Raw genomic sequence first — 21,894 nt, 5'->3', positions numbered from 1 at the left:
ACGATGATCTGGTCCCTGATGGCACGAGGGTTGCGGTCCCCGATAGCACGAGCTGATTCACAGGTTGTCCCCTGAAATTGGTCCCGAACGACGCGCCGACAGGCGCGCCGTAACGGGAAGGTTTGGGATCGAGGCGAAGTTCAGCCGCTCGCGGCCGTTTGGATCGCGCGTGAGGACGAGCCGATAGCCCGGCAATGTCTGCCGCTGGACAATCTGTCGAACGTCGTAGGCAAAATGCTTGAGCGGCGAGAGGCTGCCGGACTTGGCATGAAGATGGGCAAGGTCGAAGCTCCAGCCGCCGCGCTGCCGGCCGCCGTGCTTGCGCACCAGCCGGTAAAGCCAGCGCTCAAGGCCACCTGTCAGGTCGAAATAGGCGCGGTCGATCGTCAGAACGAGAGCGTCATCGATCACGCCGGCATAGAACCAATCTGGCAGGATCAGTTCGATCCCAAATGGTCTGCCATATGCATCAGCGGCTTCCTTCCACTCGTTAATCCAGGAGAAGCGGTGCCGCCGCCGTTCTGCGGGTTGACGGATCGAGGTCAGCACGGTCGTTGACTGAAGTCTGTCAAGACCTGCCTTCAGCCGGTCGTAGTCGCGTGCGCTGGTGCCGCGGCCGACGAACGTCAGAATCTCATATGGCGTTGCGGCTATCAGGCGTGATGTTTTCAGACCGGCATCGCGAGCTTCGACGATCTGGGAGGCAGCCCAAATCAGGACGTCGGCGTCCCAGATCGTTGCCATGCCGTGCTCCGGGACAGCTTCGACGCGGATTGAGGTTGTTCCGGCGCAGAAATCGATGGGCACGATCCTTTTGGTCTTAGCCAGCGAAAAGAATGGATAAGCCATCAGATCCTGCGCATCGCGTGGAGCAAGATCTCCCGGCAGGGCGCGGAAAAGCTCAAGCTGATGGCGGTCGGCTTGCTGAATGCGTCGCATGATGATTGCCTTCAGAGCGACCATCAGCGGTGTTCCTGGCCGGCATAACGACGTAGTTGCGAATGCTTTTTGGCCGGCAGCACCGTGTCTTTGCCAGGGTCAGAAGTGGACGTTTTGGCGCCGAGATCGGCCCACGCTTTCAGGTCGTCCAAGGCGTAGACGACGCGGCCGCCGATCTTCCGGTAGGTCGGCCCGGTACCGTAAGTGCGATGTTTTTCCAGCGTGCGGCCAGACAGGCCGAGGTAGCGTGCAGCCTCGGGAGTGCGCAGGAAACGCGGAGGAAGTCCGGCGGTCGGATCGGGCATTTGAGAGCTCCAAGATGGCGGCGCACCACCCATGAGGGCGCCGGCGTGGGTGTGGTCATCTTGGAGAAGCAGGGCTTCGGAGGGGGATGCCGAAGATCGGGGGTGCATGTTTCGACACCCCCGCGATGAGGCTATTTGTTCCTGCGCCCGGAGCGCAGAAGCCTGCAATAGCCGCCCCGCATCAAGGAGAAGCCGTCGTGTACCAGACGGATGATGAGGCTACGGGAATCGTGGGTCTTCCAGGCTTGCTTTGGGACGCTTTTCTTTCCAAGCAGTGCCAACGCGATCACACGATAGCTGCTACCGGCATGACGTGCGTCGAGCGCACGCGCGACTTGCCTTAGGCGATCCCGGCGCTGTTTGGAAAGTTCGTGGAAAGCGGGGCCTGCCGCGCGTCCGTTGAGCGCGCGCCACAATCTGCGAGCTGCATGCGCTCGCGGCGGCAAGTTCTCATCGAAGGGAAGTTTGGCGGCATAGCGATGACCAATGGAAGGTTCATCCTTCAACCAGACACGGTGGTTCACGGTCCCGATGCGCAGCACGGCGTGCCACCCATCAGCGGCGCGACGCATTTCGGCCGTCGAGACGTTGAATAGAGGTAGATCTGGCGCACTCGGGTCAGCGCCTGACGTCGTTACCGCAACCGGGACGACATCCGGCAGCGCCTCGGGCGCCCAAAAGATTGTCTGTTGATCAAAGGACCGCTGCGGGTCATGGGCGAAAGCAGATGCCCCACTTCCTCCTGAATTCCTCGGTGACTTCACCCGTCGGGCTCTTGGCGATCACAGCCTGGTAGTCACGTTGGTATTCAGGATTGCGACGCACGAACTCCCAAGCGATATCAGTGGGGTCAGCATTATTCAGGTAGTCGTAGGAGTCCGGGGAGCGCCAATCGACTTGGGCCATAACATCCGCCTCATTGCAAAGAGCTAACAACGATGACGGCGCAATAGCTGCGAACAGGCCTTTGGGAAAAGATGCCAGCTTGTCACCACGTGGTGCACGTGAGTCACCACGCCCGAGTGCCGAGAAAAAGGTGTCGTCAGAACCAAAGCCGTCTAGAAAACTATTCTAGGTTGATCTAGGTCCGCGCAACAGACGTCCCTGTTCGGTCAACCACTTCGCGCGCTGAACATGTGTCTGGTATGCAGTACGCGCACGCTCCGGCTCGCGATCGGAGTCGATGTGCAACACGATCCGAGCGACCTCGGACCAATCGGCCCCCTCGCTCTCCGCCTGCAGAAGGCGCATGTAGGTTACGACATGCTGTTCGTCGTAGGAGGTCATGGCGTCCCCAGCGGGAGGGGCATCGGCCACTTCGGGATTTAAGTTGAACTTGGTCATGGGCTGACAACAAACATCGAATAATTGCAAGGTTCCTGGACGCGCGATTGACGAGCGGTCTCATTTTAGTCGTATTCCGGGGTCGGTGCAGATACATACTATAGGAGATAAACCTCATAGTATGTAAGACGCAACTTGCGCGAATGGACATGCGCAAGTTGGTCGGCCGGAATTTCGCAAAGCTGCGGAAGCAAAAGCGCTTTACGCAGGAGAAGTTCGCCGACCTGTCCGGCTTTACTCAACAATACATCAGCGACTTGGAACGCGGCCGCCGCAATCCAACCGTCGTAAGCCTGTTCCAGCTCGCCAGTGCGTTGGGCGTCACTCCGGTTGATCTCATCGCGCCGGACGAGGAGGCGCGAAACGAAGGAAAACTGGCCAAGCGGAAGTAACTGTTTCCGAAAAAGCCAAAGCACCTGCCCCAAGTGAGGGTAGGACGCTTCCCACAGGTGCGACGATGGTTCGGACAGCACTGTTCGCACGTCGACGGCTCCAACGGCCTACAAAAGTCTTACCGTTTCAGCTGCGCCAGCAACCTCCTTGGGAGACACGGGATGTTCTGGTGATGGCGTGCTGAACGGTCTCTCTATCGAGAGCCTACTTAAATAGTCGGGCCATATCCAGTGGTTTAATGGGCCACCAAATGGCTGCCTGCGCAAATGAAAGCTCGCGCACTCGTAGCCTGGAATATACGCCGGATACGCGTCGATCGCGGTATTCCGCAGGAGCAATTGGCTTATGACGCGGGAATAGATCGTTCGTATATGAGTGGTCTTGAGCGGAAGTTGGAAAATCCTACGATTGATTTGCTTGACCGGTTGGCTGACACCCTCGGTGTCCAACTCAACGAGTTATTCCTTCCATTACCAAAGGGCGCTACGATCCATAAAACATTGCCTAAAGGGCGCAAATCGACCCGACTTGACCGCAAGAAGAAATAACACCCTCTGTTTCGACAATCGCGGGATATACGCCTACGTCGCTTGTGTAACGCGTGGGCCGTCTTTGGAGCGAGATGGCCCTGATCGTAACAGGCCGGTGCGAAGGGGTTTGCCGATCTCAGTGGCGCCGACCTGTGGCTAGTGCTGAATCCATCGCAAAATTAAGATTCGCATTCCGAGCCCATGGAATTCGCGCCGATGTGCGGAAAGCCCGCCCGGCGAACCGGGCGGGGCTTGGCGGAGGATCTCACTCGCCGTTCTTGCGCGGCCGGGACCAGAGCAGGTTGTAGCCCTCGCCACCTTCGTCGTCGAACAGGCTCGCGTAGATCGGCGCGTTGAAGGAGGGATCGTCAAGCTTGATCGAGAGGTAGTCGCGGCCCTCTTCGGAGCGCTTCGACCAGGCTGCGCCGATCTCGGCCCGACCCACATAGATGCGGTGGCTGGGCGCGTTCTCGTTGGAGCGGTTGGTCTCGGCGACGATGCGGACGCCCCTAGCCTGCAAGCTCAGCGTGACGATCTCGCCCTGGAAATCATTGCCGACCTTCTTGAAAGTTCCGATATTAGCCATCTTGCTTCTCCGTTGTGTTTCGAGCCCGCGACCACCGCGGCCTCGATGGCGATCTCAAGGGCGAGGACGATCGGCGACGCACCCGCTCGCGGGCTGAAGCGCAGCGGAGGACGCCGTTGAAGAGACTTTCTTGTCTCGCGAGGAATGGGCGTGAGCCCAGGGGAAGAAAGTCGCAGCAACGGCGTTGCGGCTCAGCCGATCGAGGCGCAGCCGGTCTTCGGCCAGATCGAGCCATCAAAGAGGCCTCGTGCGTCCGCGTGCTGAACCTCAAACCCGGGGAGAAGCTTGGCGAATTTCGGTTCCTCTGCACAAGAGGTCGGAACGGTTCGGGAAGGAAGAGAAACAATCTGCGGGAATGGGCGGCATCGTCCCCGCAAAGCCGGTCAAGCGGTGCGCTTCGTCCCGGCGCCGGAGCTATGTGGGGCGAGACGTGATAATCGGTGCTGCTTGTTCGTAGCACTTCATAGGCAAGCCGTTAAGCTGCTCACACGACATCATGCCTCGTCGGCTACCAATCTTAGAAATCTGTATGACGATGAGGAACGTCCTAACGGTCCGGCTTTGCGCATCGCGGCCGCAATAACTGGGTGAGTCGGTAGTTCACCGCCTCGGCCGTCCAGTCGAGTACGTCTATCCTAGCAGCGTCATCCATGTGAACGCTGCCTCACCGTTGCAGATTAAGGCCATTCAGGTGATGACCCAGGCCAGTGCTGCGTGCACGTACCGCAGGACATCTGCGAGAACTGATCAGTACGGCCCCCGGACGCCGAGAACCAGATATCGCGGCCCTCAGCTCATCGTCGAGCCACTGCACATGTCAGATATGTTTTATCCCGCCTCACGGGCATTTGTTCTCGGTGCGGCAATCCGGCGCGAAGTAGGACTTCGTCACTGCAATTCTTCGGCGGGCATGGGTATAATGTGTGATTCTAAGGGATCGGTAGGACCGCGAAAAGGTCCGCCGAAAGGCAGACCTTCGTGTGTCCAGATAATTCGCTTCGCTCATTGAACGGCCCTGTCCTGGCTCCGGGCAAGCCGAAAGAGCGGTCGACGACCGAGGAAGCTGAGCCAACCTCGCCTGACCTTGAAGCTCGCCTCCACTCTGCCAAGGCCGATCGCATTACCGCCCCTCTGCGGCACCGCACGTTCCGCCGCATCTGGACCGCCAGCCTGGTGTCAAATCTCGGTAGTTTGGTACAGGGAGTCGGGGTGGCCTGGGCTATGACCGAAATGTCATCGTCAGCGGACAAGGTCGCGCTGGTCCAAACCGCTCTCGGATTGCCGGTGATGCTCATTGCGATTCCGGCCGGCGCAATTGCTGACCTGCATGACCGGCGCATCGTGGCATTGATTTCACTCGGTATTGCACTGACCGCCAGCGCTACGCTGGCGGTACTCGCTTTGCTGGGATTGCTTACGCCGGACCTCTTGCTTGGTCTCTGCTTTGCAGCAGGCTGTGGCACCGCGATGTTGGGACCCGCGTGGCAGGCGGCAGTGGGCGAGCAAGTGCCTCCACAAGCCCTGCCCGCCGCAGTTGCGTTGAATGGCATCAGCTACAACATCGCGCGGAGCGTAGGTCCGGCAGTCGGGGGTATCATTGTGGCCTCCGCCGGGACCGTAGCCGCGTTCACATTCAACACGATCTCGTTCGTGCCACTTATCGCCGCGCTCTATCTATGGAAGCGCGCAAGTGAGCGGTCGCGTCTCCCACCGGAACGGCTCGGCCATGCCATCCTGTTGGGCGTCCGGTACATCACGAACTCGCCACCTATTATGATCGTGTTGGTCCGAACGATCATATTCGGGTTGGTCAGCGGAGCTATCCTGGCGCTGTTGCCAGTGGTCGTACGTGATCGCCTTCTCGGTGGCGCGCCAACTTACGGCGTGATGCTGGGCGCCTTTGGCCTGGGAGCCATTTTGGGAGCGATCAATATCTCGCTGGTGCGCGAGCGCTTAAGTAGCGAAGCCGCCATGAGATGCTGCACGCTGTCCATGGCAGCGGGTATTGCAACTCTGGCACTAAGCCACAATCCGTTGATGGCTGCGTTCGGATTGGTTCTGGCTGGTACAGGGTGGACGTTGTCTTGGACGCTCTTGAACATCGGCGTACAGCTTTCTGCACCCCGCTGGGTTGCCGCGAGGTCTCTGGCGGCGTACCAGGCCGCCGCATCCGGCGGTCTTGCCATAGGCAGCTGGGGGTGGGGACATCTCACCGACATCGCCGGCGTTGAAACAGCGCTGCTTGTCGCAGCCTCGCTGATGCTGGCATCTCCTCTGGTCGGCCTACGATTGCGGATGCCTTCTGTTGGTGAGGGTGCCGAAGAGGGAAGCCTCCTCGAAGATCCGCAGGTGCGGTTGCCGGTCAGGGGGCGCGACGGACCTGTGGTGATCGAGATCGAATATCGGGTGGAGCAGAAAAACGCTCCGGACTTTCGGGAGGCCATGCAAGAGCTTCGGCTCGTCAGGCAGCGCAATGGCGCCTACGGTTGGTCGATCGCACAAAACATGGCAGACCCAGAAGCGTGGATCGAGCGCTATCACTTCCACACCTGGCACGACTACCTGCGCCAGCGCAACCGCTCCACCATGGCCGAGCAAGCTCTGGAAGGCGCTGTGATAAAAGACTACCACGTTGGTCCCGGCAAAGTGCGTGTCCGCCGCACGATCGAGGGTTTTGCTCGGGGATAGCTTGACGCCCGCAGTTGCGGACAACCGGCGGATGCGACCGCAGTGTCGCGTATTAGCGAGATGCTTCTCCGATGGAGATATTACCCCGCCCGGCGAACCGGGCGGGGCTTGGCGGAGGATCTCACTCGCCGTTCTTGCGCGGCCGGGACCAGAGCAGGTTGTAGCCCTCGCCACCTTCGTCGTCGAACAGGCTCGCGTAGATCGGCGCGTTGAAGGAGGGATCGTCAAGCTTGATCGAGAGGTAGTCGCGGCCCTCTTCGGAGCGCTTCGACCAGGCTGCGCCGATCTCGGCCCGACCCACATAGATGCGGTGGCTGGGCGCGTTCTCGTTGGAGCGGTTGGTCTCGGCGACGATGCGGACGCCCCTAGCCTGCAAGCTCAGCGTGACGATCTCGCCCTGGAAATCATTGCCGACCTTCTTGAAAGTTCCGATATTAGCCATCTTGCTTCTCCGTTGTGTTTCGAGCCCGCGACCACCGCGGCCTCGATGGCGATCTCAAGGGCGAGGACGATCGGCGACGCACCCGCTCGCGGGCTGAAGCGCAGCGGAGGACGCCGTTGAAGAGACTTTCTTGTCTCGCGAGGAATGGGCGTGAGCCCAGGGGAAGAAAGTCGCAGCAACGGCGTTGCGGCTCAGCCGATCGAGGCGCAGCCGGTCTTCGGCCAGATCGAGCCATCAAAGAGGCCTCGTGCGTCCGCGTGCTGAACCTCAAACCCGGGGAGAAGCTTGGCGAATTTCGGTTCCTCTGCACAAGAGGTCGGAACGGTTCGGGAAGGAAGAGAAACAATCTGCGGGAATGGGCGGCATCGTCCCGGCAAAGCGGTCAAGCGGTGCGGCGGGTCCAGCCGTGGCAGCTATGTGTGCCGGATCGGAAATCTCCAGCACGTGTTCGAAGGTTTCTGAGAGGACCGTCCGCCTCCTCTGCTCTGGTGAGCATCATCCATCGTCGAGGGTGCTTATTCTGCGACCTGTTCGACGACAAAAGCGCGGAAAGTTCATCCCTCGTTTGCCGCGGCCGTGAGAACGGGGCGGGACGGCTCTCCGCCCGTCCTTTCCGGCTCGATCGGGCGGGTCTTCGAGATGAGCGTCAAGCGCGTGAATGTTGACGAGCCGATGCAAACCGCGCCCAGCCATGCGAAGACCTCGCGCCAAGCCAGCGACGGCGCTCCGATCTGTGAGAGCGCGAACACCACGTGATAGCCGGCAACGGCCGCGGGAACGACGAACACGGCCGCAATTGCAAGTCGCAGGGCCACGTGGCGGCTAAGGGTAATGGCCAGCTGGCCGGCTGCGAGTGTGAGCACAGCGCAAACTGTGCCGACGAGCAGTGCGCCGACAATGCCCGCACCGCTGTTGAACGCCATCAATCCGATATTGATCGCAACAAAAAGCGCAGCGCATAGACCGCTAGCACAACGATCAGCCAGCAAATAGGCCGATACCAGCAATATTGAGAAGAAGCCCGAGGGCGAGCATGGTGGTGGCTCCAAGGCACGCGTGTGAGCGCTCGCGCCTTCCACCACCACCGCAGCCCAGCCGCCGACGTATAAACAAAACGAGGCGGAGTTACGGCGGGTGCGGCCTCGCCACTCGTCGGTTGACGGCAAGACGGCGCTCACGCGCCGCCAAACTTCCAGACCGGAATGCCAAGCCGCTTTGCCTTATCGGCAAGGTTGTCCTGAATGCCCGTGCCGGGGAAATGCAGGACGCCGATCGGCAGCAGTTCGAGCATCGCGTCATTGCGCTTGAAGGGCGCTGCCTTGGCGTGTTTGGTCCAATCCGGTTTGAATGCGATCTGTGGCACTTGCTGGTTGCCCATTTGGAGCCGATCAGCTCGGCGCCTTTCGGTGAAGCGCTGTGCAGCAGAACCATGTCGGGATGCTTGGCGTGCACCTTGTCGAGCCGATCCCAGACGAGGCTATAGTCGTTGAAGTCGAGCCCACCGGTCAGGGCGATCTTCGGACCCGGCGGCACCATGATCTCGGTTTCCGAGCGGCGCTTGGCTGCGATGAAGTCGCGGGAATCGATTATCGCCGCGGTGAGCGTGCGATGGCTGACCAGTGATCCCGACCGTGGGCGCCAAGCAGACCCCGTGTGGACTTCGAAGCGCTCGATCGCCTGGTCGCGGAAGAGTTCGAGACAGTTGCGGCGCTCGATCAGCGAGATGCCCTCGGCGGTTAGGCGCTCAAGCTCGACCGAGCGCACTTCCGAGCCGTTCTGCTCGCGCTGGCTCTTCTGCTGCGCCTGTTCGTTGACGTCGAGCTGGCGCTCGATGCGTTCGACGGCGCGATGGAACAGGTTGACCGTCGGCCAGAGGAGATCATCGAGGTCGGGCTCCAGCCGGGTATCGCTCAATGACGCAACCAGCGCGTCAAACATGTCTGCAACAGCGCCGGTAATGATCCTGGTCTCCGGTAGCGGCCTTGGATCGGGCTGATCGTCGAAGGGACGGTATAGGCGCGACTCAGCCTCTCATTCATGCCATATCGCGCGATCTCCGCCTCGACCCTGGGGATTAGAATCAGATCGTCGTGAGTGTCGGGGATGAGCGATATTGACTGGAAATGCATAAGAACTCTCTGCGGGTTGTTCGGCGACTGATTTCAGTATCAGACGACCATTTCCCGACCGTTTTCATCATTCACGAGTTGATACACGACCGCTACAGACGATCAATGACCAGCCCTGGTAGGAATGTCCCGCAGCCAATGAGGTCCCGTCGTGCGGGCCCATTCTGGGCTACCAACTTCGGCAGGTTGATGCTTGCATTGGATTGGCATCTTGTTTCGCAGCTGCCAGCTGCCGGCGGTACTGTGCAAGCGCGCGGGCGCGATGTTTTGTAGTCGCATAGTTGGCGCAAACAATGGCACTCAGATTTGCCGTGAGGCCCTCATGCGGACAATCGTACTGGACGATCGCGGCCACGCTTGGGACGCATGTTCTTCAGCTCTGCGTAAATGTTTTCTACACTACCCAGTGACCGAATTCGATTTCCTGAGTTATCTCATCAATAATATGGGTTTCGTGACAGTTGCTCTGTTCCGCCCCGGGTCGGCACAGATACGAATCCGGTTTGAGACTGCCACCCCAGTCAGCGTTGCTGCGGCGATCAATCTTGTCAGCGACCTTGGGGTGGAGCGAATGGTCATTTCAAATTCGGTAGACCTCGCCGACAAGTTGTTTTCAACTCGTTCGCAAGCGGTCACATATATAAATCAGCGGCTAGGCGAGCCTTGCCAGCGAGCGGCGACAAACATTCGATACAGGCAGATGCCGATTGAGACTTTGGTAGGCTGCCAAGGTCCACTATCCATGCTTTTGTCCTACTGGGACTGTTCGGACCGAACCGCCGATCTGACAGCTCTGAAGAAGGCGTTGTGCTCCCCAGCCGCGGTCAGGTTCGCCGCAATTGAGGCCGTGGCTGGTCGCCTCACCATTATCGATCTCGGAGCCGGCTTCGAAATCTTCAGCAAGACCTGGCGGGAGAATGCGCCCGGCATTCCGGTTGATGAACAACCGGATTATGAATATGGGCGATGGGTGCATCGTATGTACGAGTCCGTCCTAGAAACGCACCAACCTCGCCTAGATGAGGTCGATGCCAAGATTCTTCGCCCCCATTTGAACGACAAAGTTCAGCTGTCGTACCAACGCCTGATTGTTCCTTTCAAATACGGAAGGCGAGGAGTCACTCGTCTGATCGGCGCGTCGCTAGTGAGACAATCAATCAAACTCTCCAGCGAGTCGTAGGTGACGTGCCCATTAGGCCGCCTCACATCAGGAGGTCCGCCGGGAGTCGACCAGTGATGATCATCGATGCAGTTAAACAGCTGTCAGACCTGATGAAGCAGCCCATTCATATCAAGTCTCCCCGCAACTGTTTGGTGATCACATGCCAACAGCGCGCGATTCAGCAGTTCTTACCTTCGGCTTGAGCCATAACAGCCTGGAAATCCGCAAGCATCTCGTGGCTCGGCATCCAAACGAGACGCATCGCAGTACCCCGAGCGGCGGGGCGATAAGTTGATCCTGGACAGATCAATCCTTGTATAATCGGCATGACCTGCCACTCATCCGGCAGCGGTTAGAGGCTCAGGGTTTTGTACGCTGAGCGGCGCGTGTGTAGCAGCGGACGATCGGCGGAGCTGGTCGGGTTTGCGTAACCGGTCGTCCTTGCGGTGAGTTGGACGGCATAGGCCGCTGGGTGAGGTATTTAGCGACGAGTGAGGGCGCCGGATATCGTAGTCAGCGACCCAGCGGACGATCTTGGCGCGGGTGTCGTCAAGATCGAAAACGGGGTCTTGTTCAGGAGTTCGTCACGCATCGAGCCGTTGGAGCTTTCGATGAAGCCGTTCTGCATCGGCTTTTTGGGCGCAATGAAGTACCAGTCGATGATTGTGTCCTTTGCACCAGGCAGCATGGCATTGGAGGTGAAACTCGGTGCCATGGTCGGACACGATCATCCGTAGCTTGCCCCGTCGCTCGACGAACGTCAGCTCGCGGGCGACGCGCTGGCCCGAGACCGACGTATCCGGAACAGCCCCCCGGCACTTTTTGGTCACGTCATCGACGATGTTGAGAATGCGGAAGTGCCGTCCATGCCGAACTGGTCATGAACGAAGTCCAGCGACCAGCGTGCATTGGGCCTGGCCTGCACCAGAATCGGGGCCGGGTCCCCACGGCCTTGCGGCGAGCTCACCGCTTGCGGACGCGAGTGCTTCTTCCCGATAATGCCGGTAGATCCGGCTGATCCCCCATGGCTCTGCTTCCCGTCGTAAGAGGACGAACACCCGGCGGTAGCCGAACGACCGCCGCCGCCCGGTGGCGAGATCGCGCAACCGGCCGCGCAGCTCCGCATCCAGCGGGCGGCTGGACTGATAGCGGATCATCTTCCGGTCCGCGCTGATGATTGAGCAGGCGCTCCGCACCGACAGGCTCATGACAGCCTGCAGACGGCAGCGCGCGTGGCGGGGGGGCCCCCTCCCCTTCTTTGAAAGGAGCTCGCGAAGGGCAGCCGCATCGAATCTGCTCGGCCAGAAGCTTCTTCAGCTTCGCATTCTCCTCCTCCAGCGTCTTCAGTCGCTTGACCTCGATCCGCCGCCAAGAAACACGGTCCGTCTGGCGAGGCCTAACACGCCTCAATGTTGCATCGCGATCAGTTTGATTTGGTAATTAAAGCTGTCGGCGACGGCCTTGTGTATTTACGAGGCGGTCTTCGCGCCCCACTCACCATGAGATCGTTTTCTTACGCCCCGATTTAGATTTTCGGCTCGGCGTCCGCGTTGGCGGCCAGTTCGCGCAGCGCGCGCCGGTACTCGACCGGCATCACCTTGCGGAATTTAGGCAGCCATTCCTTCCAGTTGGCAAGGATATCGGCGGCGCGCTTGGAGCCGGTCGCCTTGGCGTGGCGCGAGATCAGGACGTGAAGCCGCTCGACGTCGGAGTCGAGCAGGTTCTTGAAGACGTCGACCCGGCCATGCGCCTCGAGGTCACCGGAGTGGTTGTAGGTGCCGGCGTTGATCAGCTCTTCCGACAGCACCGGCTCGAGCTCGACCATCGACAGATTGCACAGCTTGTCGAAGTCACCGGTCTCGTCCAGCACATAGGCGATGCCGCCGGACATGCCGGCCGCGAAGTTGCGCCCGGTCTTGCCGAGCACGACCACGATGCCGCCGGTCATGTATTCGCAGCAATGGTCGCCCGCGCCCTCGACCACCGCCACCGCGCCGGAATTGCGCACGGCAAAGCGTTCGCCGGCGATGCCGCGGAAGTAGCACTCGCCCTGAATGGCGCCGTACATCACGGTGTTGCCGACGATGATGCTCTCTTCCGGCACGATGCCGCTGTTGGCCGGCGGCCTGACGATGATCTTGCCGCCCGAGAGCCCCTTGCCGACATAGTCGTTGGCTTCACCTTCGAGCTCGAAGGTGACGCCCTGCGCCAGCCACGCGCCGAAGGCCTGGCCGGCAGTGCCCTTGAGGCCGACATGGATGGTGTCGTGCGGCAGCCCGGCATGGCCGTAGATCTTGGCGACCACGCCCGACAACATCGCGCCGGCAGAGCGGTTGGTGCTGTTGATCTTGGCCTCGATCTTCACCGGCGCGCCGCGGTCGAGCGCAGGCGTCGCCTTCTCGATCAGCGTGCGGTCGAGCACAGCCTCCAGATGATGGTTCTGGCGCTCGGAGTGATAGATCTTCTGGCCCTTCTCTTCCTTCTGCTTGACGAACAGCTTGGAGAAGTCGAGGCCCTTGGCCTTCCAGTGCGCGACCAGCCTGGTCTGGTCGAGCAGCTGAACCTGGCCGACCATCTCGTTGAAGGTGCGGAAGCCGAGCGAGGCCATGATCTCGCGCACTTCCTCGGCGACGAAGAAGAAGTAGTTGATGACGTGCTCGGGCTGGCCGGTGAAGCGCTTGCGCAGGACGGGGTCCTGGGTCGCGACGCCGACCGGGCAGGTGTTGAGATGGCACTTGCGCATCATGATGCAGCCGGCCGCGATCAAGGGCGCGGTGGCGAAGCCGAACTCGTCGGCCCCGAGCAGCGCACCGATCACGACGTCACGTCCGGTGCGGAAGCCGCCGTCGACCTGGACCACGATGCGGCTGCGCAGCCGCTCGCGGACCAGCGTCTGATGGGTCTCGGCAAGGCCGATCTCCCACGGCGAGCCGGCGTGCTTGATCGAGGTCAGCGGCGAAGCGCCGGTGCCGCCCTCGAAGCCCGCGATGGTGACATGGTCGGCGCGCGCCTTGGCGACGCCCGCGGCGACCGTGCCGACGCCGATCTCGGAGACCAGCTTGACCGAGACGTCGCCCGTCGGGTTGACGTTCTTGAGGTCGTAGATGAGCTGCGCCAGATCCTCGATCGAGTAGATGTCGTGGTGCGGCGGCGGCGAGATCAGGCCGACGCCCGGCGTCGAGTGCCGGACCTTGGCGATGGTGGCGTCGACCTTGTGGCCGGGCAGCTGGCCGCCTTCGCCGGGCTTGGCACCCTGCGCCATCTTGATCTGCATCATGTCGGAGTTGACGAGATACTCCGTGGTGACGCCGAAGCGGCCCGAGGCGACCTGCTTGATCGCCGAGCGCATGGAATCGCCGTTCGGCATCGGCTTGAAGCGGTCGGCTTCCTCGCCGCCTTCACCGGTGTTCGACTTGCCGCCGATCCGGTTCATGGCGATCGCGAGCGTGGTGTGCGCCTCGCGCGAGATCGAGCCGAAGCTCATCGCGCCGGTGGCGAAACGTCTGACGATGTCCTTGGCCGGCTCGACCTGGTCGAGCGGCACCGGCTTGCGCTTTTCTTCCTCCGCGTTCTTGATCCGGAACAGGCCGCGCAGCGTCAGCAGACGCTCCGACTGTTCGTTGAGGATCTTGGCGAAGGCGCGATAGCGCTCCAGCGAATTGCCGCGCGCGGCATGCTGCAGCAGGCCGACCGACTCGGCGGTCCAGGCATGGTCCTCGCCGCGGCTGCGATAGGCATATTCGCCGCCGACATCGAGCGCGGTCTTGTAGACCTGAGCCTCGCCGAACGCGTCGGCATGGCGGCGCACCGCCTCTTCCGCGATCTCGCCAAGACCGACACCCTCGACGCGGGTATGCGTGCCGGCAAAGAACTTGCCGACGAAATCCGCCTTGAGGCCGACCGCGTCGAAGATCTGCGCGCCGCAATAGGACTGGTAGGTCGAGATGCCCATCTTGGACATCACCTTGAGCAGCCCCTTGCCGATCGACTTGATGTAGCGCTTGACGATCTCGTAGTCGTCGAGCGAGCCGGGCAGGCGGTCCTTCATCGCGATGATGGTTTCGAACGCGAGGTAAGGATTGATCGCTTCGGCGCCGTAGCCGGCAAGGCAAGCGAAGTGGTGCACTTCGCGCGGCTCGCCGGATTCGACGACGAGGCCAACCGAGGTGCGCAGGCCCGTGCGGATCAAATGATGATGCACGGAGGCGCAGGCCAGCAGCGAGGGGATCGGCACCCGGTCGGTGCCGACCATGCGGTCGGACAGGATGATGATGTTGACACCTTCGCGCACGGCGACTTCCGCGCGTGCGCAGAGCTCGTCCAGCACCTGGTCCATACCCGCCGCACCGAGGCCGGCGTGGAACGTGGTGTCCAGCGTGCGCGGCTTGAAGTGCGACTCGGCCACTTCCGGGATCGAGCGGATCTTTTCCAGGTCCGCATCGGTCAGGATCGGCTGACGGACTTCGAGGCGCTTGGTGGTGGCCATGCCCTGCAGGTCGAACAGGTTCGGCAGTGGCCCGATGATCGAGACGAGGCTCATCACCAGCTCCTCGCGGATGGGGTCGATCGGCGGATTGGTGACCTGGGCGAAGTTCTGCTTGAAATAGGTGAACAGCGGCTTGGCCTTGTCCGACAGCGCCGAGATCGGCGTGTCGTTGCCCATCGAGCCCGCGGCTTCCTCCCCCGTGGCCGCCATCGGCGTCATCAGGATCGCGATGTCTTCCTGGCTGTAGCCGAACGCCTGCTGGCGATCGAGCAGCGAGAGGTTGGATCGCACGCCCGTGGTCGGCACCTTCGGCAGGTCTTCCAGCACGATCTGGGTCCGCTCCAGCCACTCCTTGTAGGGATGGCTCTTGGCGAGCTCGGCCTTGATCTCGTCGTCGGGAATCAGGCGGCCCTGTTCGAGGTCGACCAGCAGCATCTTGCCGGGCTGCAGGCGCCACTTGGTGATGATCTGGTCCTCGGGGATGGTCAGCACGCCCATTTCGGACGCCATCACGATGCGGTCGTCCTTGGTCACGAGATAGCGCGCCGGCCGCAATCCGTTGCGGTCGAGCGTGGCGCCGATCTGGCGGCCGTCGGTGAAGGCGATCGCGGCCGGGCCGTCCCACGGCTCCATCAGCGCGGCGTGATATTCGTAGAAGGCGCGGCGCTTCTCATCCATCAGCGGATTGCCGGCCCACGCCTCCGGAATCATCATCATGACGGCGTGCGGCAGCGAGTAGCCGCCCTGCACCAGGAATTCCAGCGCGTTGTCGAAGCAGGCGGTGTCCGACTGTCCCTCGTAGGAGATCGGCCAGAGCCGGCTGATGTCCTTGCCGTACAGCTCGGAGCTCACCGAAGCCTGGCGCGCCGCCATCCAGTTGGTGTTGCCGCGCAACGTGTTGATCTCGCCGTTATGCGCGATCATGCGATAGGGGTGCGCCAGCGACCAGGCCGGGAAGGTGTTGGTCGAGAAGCGCTGATGCACCAGCGCCAGCGCGCTCTCGAAATCCTTCTCGTGCAGATCAGGGTAGTACTTGCCGAGCTGGTCGGCGAGGAACATGCCCTTGTAGATCACGGTGCGGCAGGACATCGAGCAGGGGTAATAGCCGGCGAGGCCGCGGTCGCGGCGCTGGTAGATCGCCTGCGAGATCGACTTGCGCAGGATGTAGAGCCGGCGCTCGAACTCGTCCTCGGTCTTGGCAACGCCATTGCGGCCGATGAACACCTGCATGCAGGCAGGCTCGGTCGGCTTCACGGTGACGCCGAGCGAGGAATTGTCGGTCGGCACGTCGCGCCAGCCGAGCAGGGTCAGGCCCTCCGCCTTGATCTGGTCGGCGATGATGCTCTTGATGACGTTGCGCCAGGCGGTGTCGCGCGGCATGAACAGCGCGCCGATGGCGTATTCACCCGGCGCGGGTAGCTCGAACTTGTTCTCCTTGGCCTTGCGGCTGAAGAAGGCGTGCGGGATCTGCACCAGGATGCCGGCGCCGTCACCGGCGCGCGGGTCGGCGCCGACGGCGCCGCGATGCTCGAGATTGCAGAGGATGCTCAGCGCATCCGAGACGATCTCATGCGACTTCTGGCCCTTGATGTTGGCGATGAAGCCGACGCCACAGGAATCCTTCTCCAGGCTCGGATCGTACAGGCCTTCGGCTTTGGGGCGGGAATTGTGTTCCTGAATCGGATCGGTCGTTTTCGAGGCGACCGTCGCCGACAGCTCTTCTGCCACGATGTTTCCGCGCTCGAATTGCGACCCGTTCATTGTATTCCTCTTTCGACATTGGGTGCACTCCAACTAGCCAGTTCGCATGCGGGTTCTTGCCGCCGTAACAGCACGTGGAGTTTGTCGACGTCCTTCTAGAGATCGAGCGCCTGCAGGCAATGTGCCACCGCCATTAGGTTCGCCTACGGCGAAAGCTTGTACGCTGGGTGCCTCGAAAATGCGCTCTTGAATGGATCGAGTTTCTTTGTTTGCACGAGCCTGGTGAGCCTGGTGAGCAGTAACGCGACGAATGAGATCGATTGCGCAAGTGCTGAGGCCGCCTTGGCGTCAGCCTCGACTGCGAAGACCGCGCCGACCGAAGCCAGCCCAATCCAGAGCATGCACGTGACAAAAAATGCACGAGATAGTCATGCATAGTTGCATGATGTAACAGGTTTAAACTGGGAATCTCCCGGATGACGATGCCAAGCGGTTCACTACTGCGCGCAGGTGCCGGCGCGTGCGTGCCGGTACAGACCCAGCAAATTCGCTCGGTGAACGCCAAGGCATCGCGCGCCCAATACCACGCCGCATCGTCTCGTTGAGACCGCGTTGCGGATCACATTATCGGAATCGACATTCACCTCGATAAGCAGGTGAATTCGATCCTGGTCAGCGGATCGACAAGATCGCCCTCGCTGGAGTTACCGAGCGTGAATCGGTTGGGCGTCTGAATGCCCATCATTGTACTCTCTGAGTTCGACTGAATTCGTGGGCGGCGCTTCCGCGCTTGCTCGTAAGGCATTTCAGCCCCATCACATGCCGCATGGACGAACGTCGCCATGGTGTTCTCAATACCGAATTGCTGCGCACTCTGGTCGAGCAAGCGTTAGGTGGTTTCCCCTTGCAGCCATTTTGTAGAGGCAATAGCCCTTGCTAGCCTGCTCGTCGTCCATTCTCGGCCAACCGGCCGGCATCGAAATGCCCGCGACGTTAGCACTTGTCTGGATGCGGTGGATTGTCTTGAGCCGCGAGGTACTTGGCCCTTACATTTGGCCCGCATTTGCCGGAAAGATTGCCTCGGGTTGGCCTCCAGCGGCCGCCATGATAGCCCGTCGCGCCGAGCGAGATCATCGACAGCCCCGCTTCCTTAAGCGGCGGTTTGCGATGATCCGCATAAAGCTCTCCAGGCAGCAAGTGCACTTGAGCCCGTGCATACAGATTACGCAGATGCGCAGCTTGGTCTTAAGAGCTCAGGCAGTACGGCGGCTACGAGCTGTCAAAGCCCGAGGCTCGCTGCAGCGGGACGGCATAAGTTGTGAAAACTTCGCCGCGTGATGCTCTGGCGCCTGGACTGAATGTCGAAACGCGCCGACGTTGTTCGAAGGACTTTGCAAGAAGTTGACCATCGTAGCTTGGCACTCTCCTCTACATGCATGCCCGGGAGCTCGCGAGGGTACAATCTCATGGTCGAAGCATTCTTCTCCCGCGCCTCATTGTCGCGGGAAGCGGTCAGATGTGGCGCTCATCACGAGAATGCCCAACGCTCAAAAACATCATCGCCGACCGCCACACGGCCGCCCCGTTTCCGTCGGAACGCAAACGCGCCTACTGTCTGGAACGTGCCAAACTGTTGGCGAACGCGACGGTACCTTTAGTGACACGGTCCGCAATGCGGCGCATAGGCGATCTGCTGAACAGCACGACGTGCTGCTCAGCAATCGGCCCGAGTTCCTCCGCCGCATTGAAGGAATGCTCCCGACGCGATGCTTCCGGTTCCGAGAAAGCGATCGAGGGCCAGCTCTAGCGAGTGCGGCGCCGGTTTGCGCGATCGGACTACAGCGACCCGAGCCGCTGTCGATAGGCCGCGGTGCATCTCGCGAAAAACACGGTTCCGATCCGGAAGAACTGCGCGCGAACTGGCACGGCACCACACCGAAGCTCGGGTTATCGAAAGGTAGATCCAGGCCGCGAAATCAAAGGGCCGCGGCGTCGGTCTCTCCGGTGCGGATGCGGACCGCGTGGACGAGATTGATGACGAAGATCTTGCCGTCGCCGATCTGCCCGGTTTTCGCAGCGGACGTGATGGCCTCGATGGTCTTGTCGACCTGATCAGAAGCGACAGCGACCTCGATCTTGATCTTGGGCAGGAAGTTCACGGCATATTCGGCGCCGCGATAGATTTCCGTATGGCCCTTCTGACGGCCATATCCCTTGACTTCTGTCACCGTGAGACCGTGAACACCAATGTCGGTCAGGGCGTCACGGACGTCTTCCAGCTTGAATGGCTTGATAATTGCCATAACCATTTTCATGGGTTCTATCCCCGCTTGGGCCCGGCCCGGAAGTGGCCGGGCGTTTCTCGACTTGTTCGCCACGACGGTAAAGTTTCACTACCCGAGCACCCAGGCTCTTGAGATCAAATCCCGTGCCAGATCGCCGCTTTGCCTAACGGATTATGAAAACGGGCGGGTCAGCGAACTTGCGCGATCGCGAGATCAGCTCCTGCTTGGCCGAGCCAAATTCCAGCGGGTCCTTAGTCAGCGGGCAGACGAGGATCTGCAGCAATTTTTGATCGAACACTATTTCAGGGCGTTCGGCGGACGCTGACATCGGCGTCTCCGGCATTGCCTCTAACAACGCCCCGGCGCATGCCGGCAAAAAAGTGGACGCCGCGTCGTCTCAGCGTTCATTGCTACTGCGTTTGCCCAGACGATGCGGAGACAGAAAAGGCGCAATGGTGCAAGGTCGCCGACCAGCTCCGCCAAAATTGCCCAAGCTTGCGCGCTTGCTGGCGAGGCTTGGACCGATGTGCTGGCCTATGTGACCTTCTCGCCGCAGCCCCGGACCAAGCAGCACTCCACCACCCAATCGAGGACCTTAACGACGAGATTAAGCGGTGCACCGAGGTGGTCGGCATCTTCCTGAACGAAGACGCCATCGTACGCCTGATCGGCGCGATCCCGCTCGAGCAAAATAATGATGAATGGGCCGTCCAACGCGGCTGTTGCATGACTCTGTAAACCGCTGCCAATGAATGATGCAGCCTTCAGCCTTCAGCCCTCCGGCAATCGCCAGCTGATCTGCCCGGCTCCTGCCTACGATCGCGGTGATCGCCGCCAGCGACACCACGCAACGGGATACGATTGCCGCGGTCGGGATACCCTGTCATTCTCGTAGCGCCGGAGCCCAAGGAAAGGATGCAGATGATACATGGGCCTTAGCCCCATCGACAAGCCCACCACCCGCTATCGTTTTCGCCTGTGGGTGGTCACGAGCATCGAGTCCCCTGTCCGTTCGCGGCAGGCTGAGCTTAGGAGAGCCGCCGAGCTCAAGCGCCGCAACGGCATGGGCAGCAGGACTTTAGGCCGTTCCAAGGTCACGAGAACGAAGCCTGCGGCAGATCGGCCGTTTGTCCATCTCTCTTGTTGAGTCCGAGTCATGGAGGAGGGGATCAATCGGTGCGGAGGCCCGCTTGGGCGCAAGCTGTATTTTTCAAGAGTCTCGGGAATTCTCGATGGCGGGGTTGATCCTGCGGGCATTAGGAACCGGCAGATTGGTCGTCTGCTGGCACTCGGGTAGGTTATCTTTTTTAGAGAACACCCCAGGCTCGGTAACGCCCTCGTCCAGTGGTCTCGCGCAGACCAAGCTCATTTACGAGACTCAATGCTGCACGCGGTGTGATATCCAGCTCTTCTGCGATCATGCCGGCAGAAACGACTGGCCGGCTGAAGACGTAATCGATAAGCGCCGGCAATTTCGACGTCGATCGATGGCCGGCCACCCTTCGAAGCATCAGAGTGCGTTCGTTCAGCCACCTGTCGTGCGTCTTCAGGCCAATCTCACCAGCGGCCGTGATGGCCTCAAGCTCCGCGACGAGACGGGTTGCAAGGTCGCGCGAGCGGCGTCGCTCACGCGGGATCGTCTTCAGCCCCTCATGCAGGCAAGCCAGGTGTGAGCGTGCTTTTCTCCGATGACCTAGCAGCGCAGACGTAAGCAGCTGGCCAAGCCAGGGTCGGTGCTGAAGGGGCTCGAGACTGCGCCAGCTGTCCGCGGCAATGGCCGCCGCGAGCGTCGGAGGCAGGCTCCTGCTTTGCTGAAGGCCGCGTCTCCAGACGGCAAGACGCTTTTCTTCGTCCCAATCGGGGTCGTAGACCAGTGGATCCCGCTCGGTCATTCGACGGAGATCGCTGGTTAAGATCTGGTCGGTCTTGGCGATCGCGGCGTCGATTTCTGCGAAAGCCTGCGCGAGTCCGTCATTGCTCTGAGTTACAGAAGAGTAGTCGTGGGTTCTCGGCACATGGCTGTCCTGCTCCGCCTCATGATGCGTAGTTCCGATGTTCGGCGGTTCGCAGTCCTCCTCTTCTATTCCATTTGTGCCGGCTAACCCGCGCAGATCGGTGATCCCGACGGACGAGAGAGCCCAGTCGGGGCCCTCGCGGTGAATGCGCCGGCGGGCGCGGAGTACATCGCGAGCTCGGCTCAGCTCGTGAGTTGGCGCACGAACATCCATGCCAGCGTCATGAAGAACGAGATCTTCGAGGTGGACGAGTTCGCCTTCCAGCCATAGAGTGGCGCATGCGTCGGTGAAGTGCGTCCGACTAATCCAACCGTCTCGGATTGGGCTTTTCGCAAGGCGCTCATCTAGACGGGCTAAAGCATCTTCCGCGGCTGCGAGCGGAAGTGCAATCGCCGACCAGGGCAACGGTTCTGGTATTTTGTAGCTACTAGACAACGCCTTGATAACTTTGATGAGAATCGGCGACACGGAAGCTATCATGTCGCTAATTTCCGTCATAGCGACATAGCTTCAACTGCTATGATGAGCGTGCAAGCGTTAGTGCCGATCGGTCTTTAAACCGATGTCGGAGTCCTAGCCTCTATTCTCCTTCCTCGGCCGTCCGCCTGTAGAGCTGTAGAGCAACCCGGTTGGCATCATTACTACCGGCGGGGGCAGTTGCTGGGCGGCTCATCTACAAGCGGCGATGGCCCCCCACTGGGCCCCGCATGAGTCTGGCGCATGATTAGGCAGTCTGTAGCGGCGGTGCGAAGGTCATATCGAGAACTACCCCTCGCGGAGATAGCAGCCAGATTTGGCGAGTAGGCGTGGCAACGGTCGTCTTGAAGAGTTCAGTTCCGACCAGCTAACGGCGTATCGGCGGATGGTCAAAGAACGGTTACGAGACTTC

Annotated in this window: 21 protein-coding genes and 3 pseudogenes; 6 read left to right on the top strand and 18 right to left on the bottom strand. The window is 60.8% G+C overall.

The window, feature by feature from the left end; translation table 11 throughout:
* Positions 1–57: 57 nt before the first annotated feature.
* The 5 genes from X265_RS36155 to X265_RS36135 all read right to left on the bottom strand — a co-directional run bounded on the left by X265_RS36155 (position 58) and on the right by X265_RS36135 (position 2,588).
* A complete protein-coding gene (locus X265_RS36155) occupies positions 58–939 on the bottom strand; it encodes a replication initiator protein A (protein WP_128930181.1) in 882 nt (293 codons plus the stop codon).
* A 23-nt stretch (positions 940–962) separates the two neighbouring features.
* A complete protein-coding gene (locus X265_RS36150) occupies positions 963–1,244 on the bottom strand; it encodes a helix-turn-helix transcriptional regulator (RefSeq protein WP_128929809.1) in 282 nt (93 codons plus the stop codon).
* 131 nt (positions 1,245–1,375) lie between these two features.
* Positions 1,376–1,816 (bottom strand): DUF2285 domain-containing protein, encoded by a 441-nt coding sequence (locus X265_RS36145; RefSeq protein WP_188637459.1) that lies wholly within the window; start codon positions 1,814–1,816, stop codon positions 1,376–1,378.
* A gap of 139 nt (positions 1,817–1,955) precedes the next feature.
* On the bottom strand, positions 1,956–2,150 hold the full coding sequence (locus tag X265_RS36140) for a transcriptional regulator domain-containing protein (RefSeq protein WP_128929807.1): 195 nt from the start codon (positions 2,148–2,150) through the stop codon (positions 1,956–1,958).
* Positions 2,151–2,315: 165 nt separating this feature from the next.
* The gene (locus tag X265_RS36135; protein ID WP_128929806.1) at positions 2,316–2,588 is read right to left on the bottom strand and encodes a DUF2285 domain-containing protein; all 273 of its coding nucleotides are present in this window, start codon (positions 2,586–2,588) and stop codon (positions 2,316–2,318) included.
* A 143-nt stretch (positions 2,589–2,731) separates the two neighbouring features.
* On the opposite strand from X265_RS36135, the gene X265_RS36130 reads away from it, so the two are divergent.
* Both X265_RS36130 and X265_RS36125 read left to right on the top strand, forming a co-directional pair.
* Complete coding sequence (locus X265_RS36130) at positions 2,732–2,980, top strand: helix-turn-helix domain-containing protein (RefSeq protein ID WP_128929805.1); 249 nt, start codon at positions 2,732–2,734, stop codon at positions 2,978–2,980.
* Positions 2,981–3,247: 267 nt separating this feature from the next.
* Complete coding sequence (locus X265_RS36125) at positions 3,248–3,529, top strand: helix-turn-helix domain-containing protein (protein ID WP_128955107.1); 282 nt, start codon at positions 3,248–3,250, stop codon at positions 3,527–3,529.
* A gap of 247 nt (positions 3,530–3,776) precedes the next feature.
* Here X265_RS36125 and X265_RS36120 read toward each other — a convergent pair whose 3' ends face one another.
* Positions 3,777–4,097, bottom strand: coding sequence for a DUF736 domain-containing protein (locus tag X265_RS36120; protein WP_128929802.1), 321 nt, complete (start codon positions 4,095–4,097; stop codon positions 3,777–3,779).
* A gap of 1,119 nt (positions 4,098–5,216) precedes the next feature.
* On the opposite strand from X265_RS36120, the gene X265_RS36110 reads away from it, so the two are divergent.
* Positions 5,217–6,785, top strand: a complete 1,569-nt coding sequence (locus tag X265_RS36110; RefSeq protein WP_232995657.1) for an MFS transporter — start codon at positions 5,217–5,219, stop codon at positions 6,783–6,785.
* Between the two features lie 121 nt (positions 6,786–6,906).
* Here X265_RS36110 and X265_RS36105 read toward each other — a convergent pair whose 3' ends face one another.
* The 3 genes and pseudogenes from X265_RS36105 to X265_RS36090 form a co-directional block, all read right to left on the bottom strand.
* Positions 6,907–7,227, bottom strand: a complete 321-nt coding sequence (locus tag X265_RS36105) for a DUF736 domain-containing protein (RefSeq protein ID WP_128929802.1) — start codon at positions 7,225–7,227, stop codon at positions 6,907–6,909.
* Positions 7,228–7,781: 554 nt separating this feature from the next.
* Complete coding sequence (locus X265_RS36095; protein WP_308421719.1) at positions 7,782–8,393, bottom strand: hypothetical protein; 612 nt, start codon at positions 8,391–8,393, stop codon at positions 7,782–7,784.
* Between the two features lie 8 nt (positions 8,394–8,401).
* Positions 8,402–9,240: pseudogene (locus X265_RS36090) on the bottom strand (DUF2493 domain-containing protein); the annotation flags it as partial.
* A gap of 438 nt (positions 9,241–9,678) precedes the next feature.
* Here X265_RS36090 and X265_RS36085 point away from each other — a divergent pair.
* Both X265_RS36085 and X265_RS42010 read left to right on the top strand, forming a co-directional pair.
* The gene (locus tag X265_RS36085) at positions 9,679–10,536 is read left to right on the top strand and encodes a hypothetical protein (RefSeq protein ID WP_128929800.1); all 858 of its coding nucleotides are present in this window, start codon (positions 9,679–9,681) and stop codon (positions 10,534–10,536) included.
* A gap of 53 nt (positions 10,537–10,589) precedes the next feature.
* A complete protein-coding gene (locus X265_RS42010; protein ID WP_256438973.1) occupies positions 10,590–10,721 on the top strand; it encodes a hypothetical protein in 132 nt (43 codons plus the stop codon).
* Positions 10,722–10,856: 135 nt separating this feature from the next.
* On the opposite strand, the pseudogene X265_RS42390 reads toward X265_RS42010, so the two are convergent.
* From X265_RS42390 to X265_RS36060, 8 genes and pseudogenes are all read right to left on the bottom strand, one after another.
* A pseudogene (locus X265_RS42390) lies at positions 10,857–11,146 on the bottom strand (integrase core domain-containing protein).
* A complete protein-coding gene (locus X265_RS42385) occupies positions 11,103–11,348 on the bottom strand; it encodes a hypothetical protein (protein WP_371746376.1) in 246 nt (81 codons plus the stop codon). Before X265_RS42385 ends, X265_RS42390 begins: the two are co-directional and overlap by 44 nt.
* A gap of 48 nt (positions 11,349–11,396) precedes the next feature.
* The gene (locus X265_RS42380) at positions 11,397–11,726 is read right to left on the bottom strand and encodes a hypothetical protein (protein ID WP_371746377.1); all 330 of its coding nucleotides are present in this window, start codon (positions 11,724–11,726) and stop codon (positions 11,397–11,399) included.
* Between the two features lie 317 nt (positions 11,727–12,043).
* On the bottom strand, positions 12,044–16,765 hold the full coding sequence (gene gltB / locus X265_RS36075; protein ID WP_128955105.1) for a glutamate synthase large subunit: 4,722 nt from the start codon (positions 16,763–16,765) through the stop codon (positions 12,044–12,046).
* Positions 16,766–16,898: 133 nt separating this feature from the next.
* Positions 16,899–17,270 carry a nickel-dependent hydrogenase large subunit gene (locus X265_RS41675; RefSeq protein ID WP_232995620.1) on the bottom strand — a complete coding sequence of 124 codons (372 nt, stop codon included), beginning with the start codon at positions 17,268–17,270 and terminating at the stop codon, positions 16,899–16,901.
* A 75-nt stretch (positions 17,271–17,345) separates the two neighbouring features.
* A complete protein-coding gene (locus X265_RS41670; protein ID WP_232995619.1) occupies positions 17,346–17,549 on the bottom strand; it encodes a hypothetical protein in 204 nt (67 codons plus the stop codon).
* A gap of 1,132 nt (positions 17,550–18,681) precedes the next feature.
* A complete protein-coding gene (glnK, locus tag X265_RS36065) occupies positions 18,682–19,020 on the bottom strand; it encodes a P-II family nitrogen regulator (protein ID WP_128929799.1) in 339 nt (112 codons plus the stop codon).
* A 133-nt stretch (positions 19,021–19,153) separates the two neighbouring features.
* Positions 19,154–19,318: a Trm112 family protein gene (locus X265_RS36060; RefSeq protein ID WP_128929798.1), complete on the bottom strand. Its 165-nt coding sequence runs from the start codon at positions 19,316–19,318 to the stop codon at positions 19,154–19,156.
* A gap of 38 nt (positions 19,319–19,356) precedes the next feature.
* Between X265_RS36060 and X265_RS36055 the strand changes: the two are divergent.
* Positions 19,357–19,707, top strand: a pseudogene (locus X265_RS36055) (transposase); the annotation flags it as partial.
* 590 nt (positions 19,708–20,297) lie between these two features.
* On the opposite strand, the gene X265_RS36050 reads toward X265_RS36055, so the two are convergent.
* Positions 20,298–21,485 carry an RHE_PE00001 family protein gene (locus X265_RS36050; protein ID WP_128929796.1) on the bottom strand — a complete coding sequence of 396 codons (1,188 nt, stop codon included), beginning with the start codon at positions 21,483–21,485 and terminating at the stop codon, positions 20,298–20,300.
* Between the last annotated feature and the right edge of the window lie 409 nt (positions 21,486–21,894).

The organism is Bradyrhizobium guangdongense, from assembly GCF_004114975.1.
In the GTDB taxonomy this organism is placed as follows: Bacteria; Pseudomonadota; Alphaproteobacteria; order Rhizobiales; family Xanthobacteraceae; genus Bradyrhizobium; species Bradyrhizobium guangdongense.
Note: the sequence above shows the minus strand (reverse complement) of the source record. Positions and strands in the feature narration are given on the sequence as shown.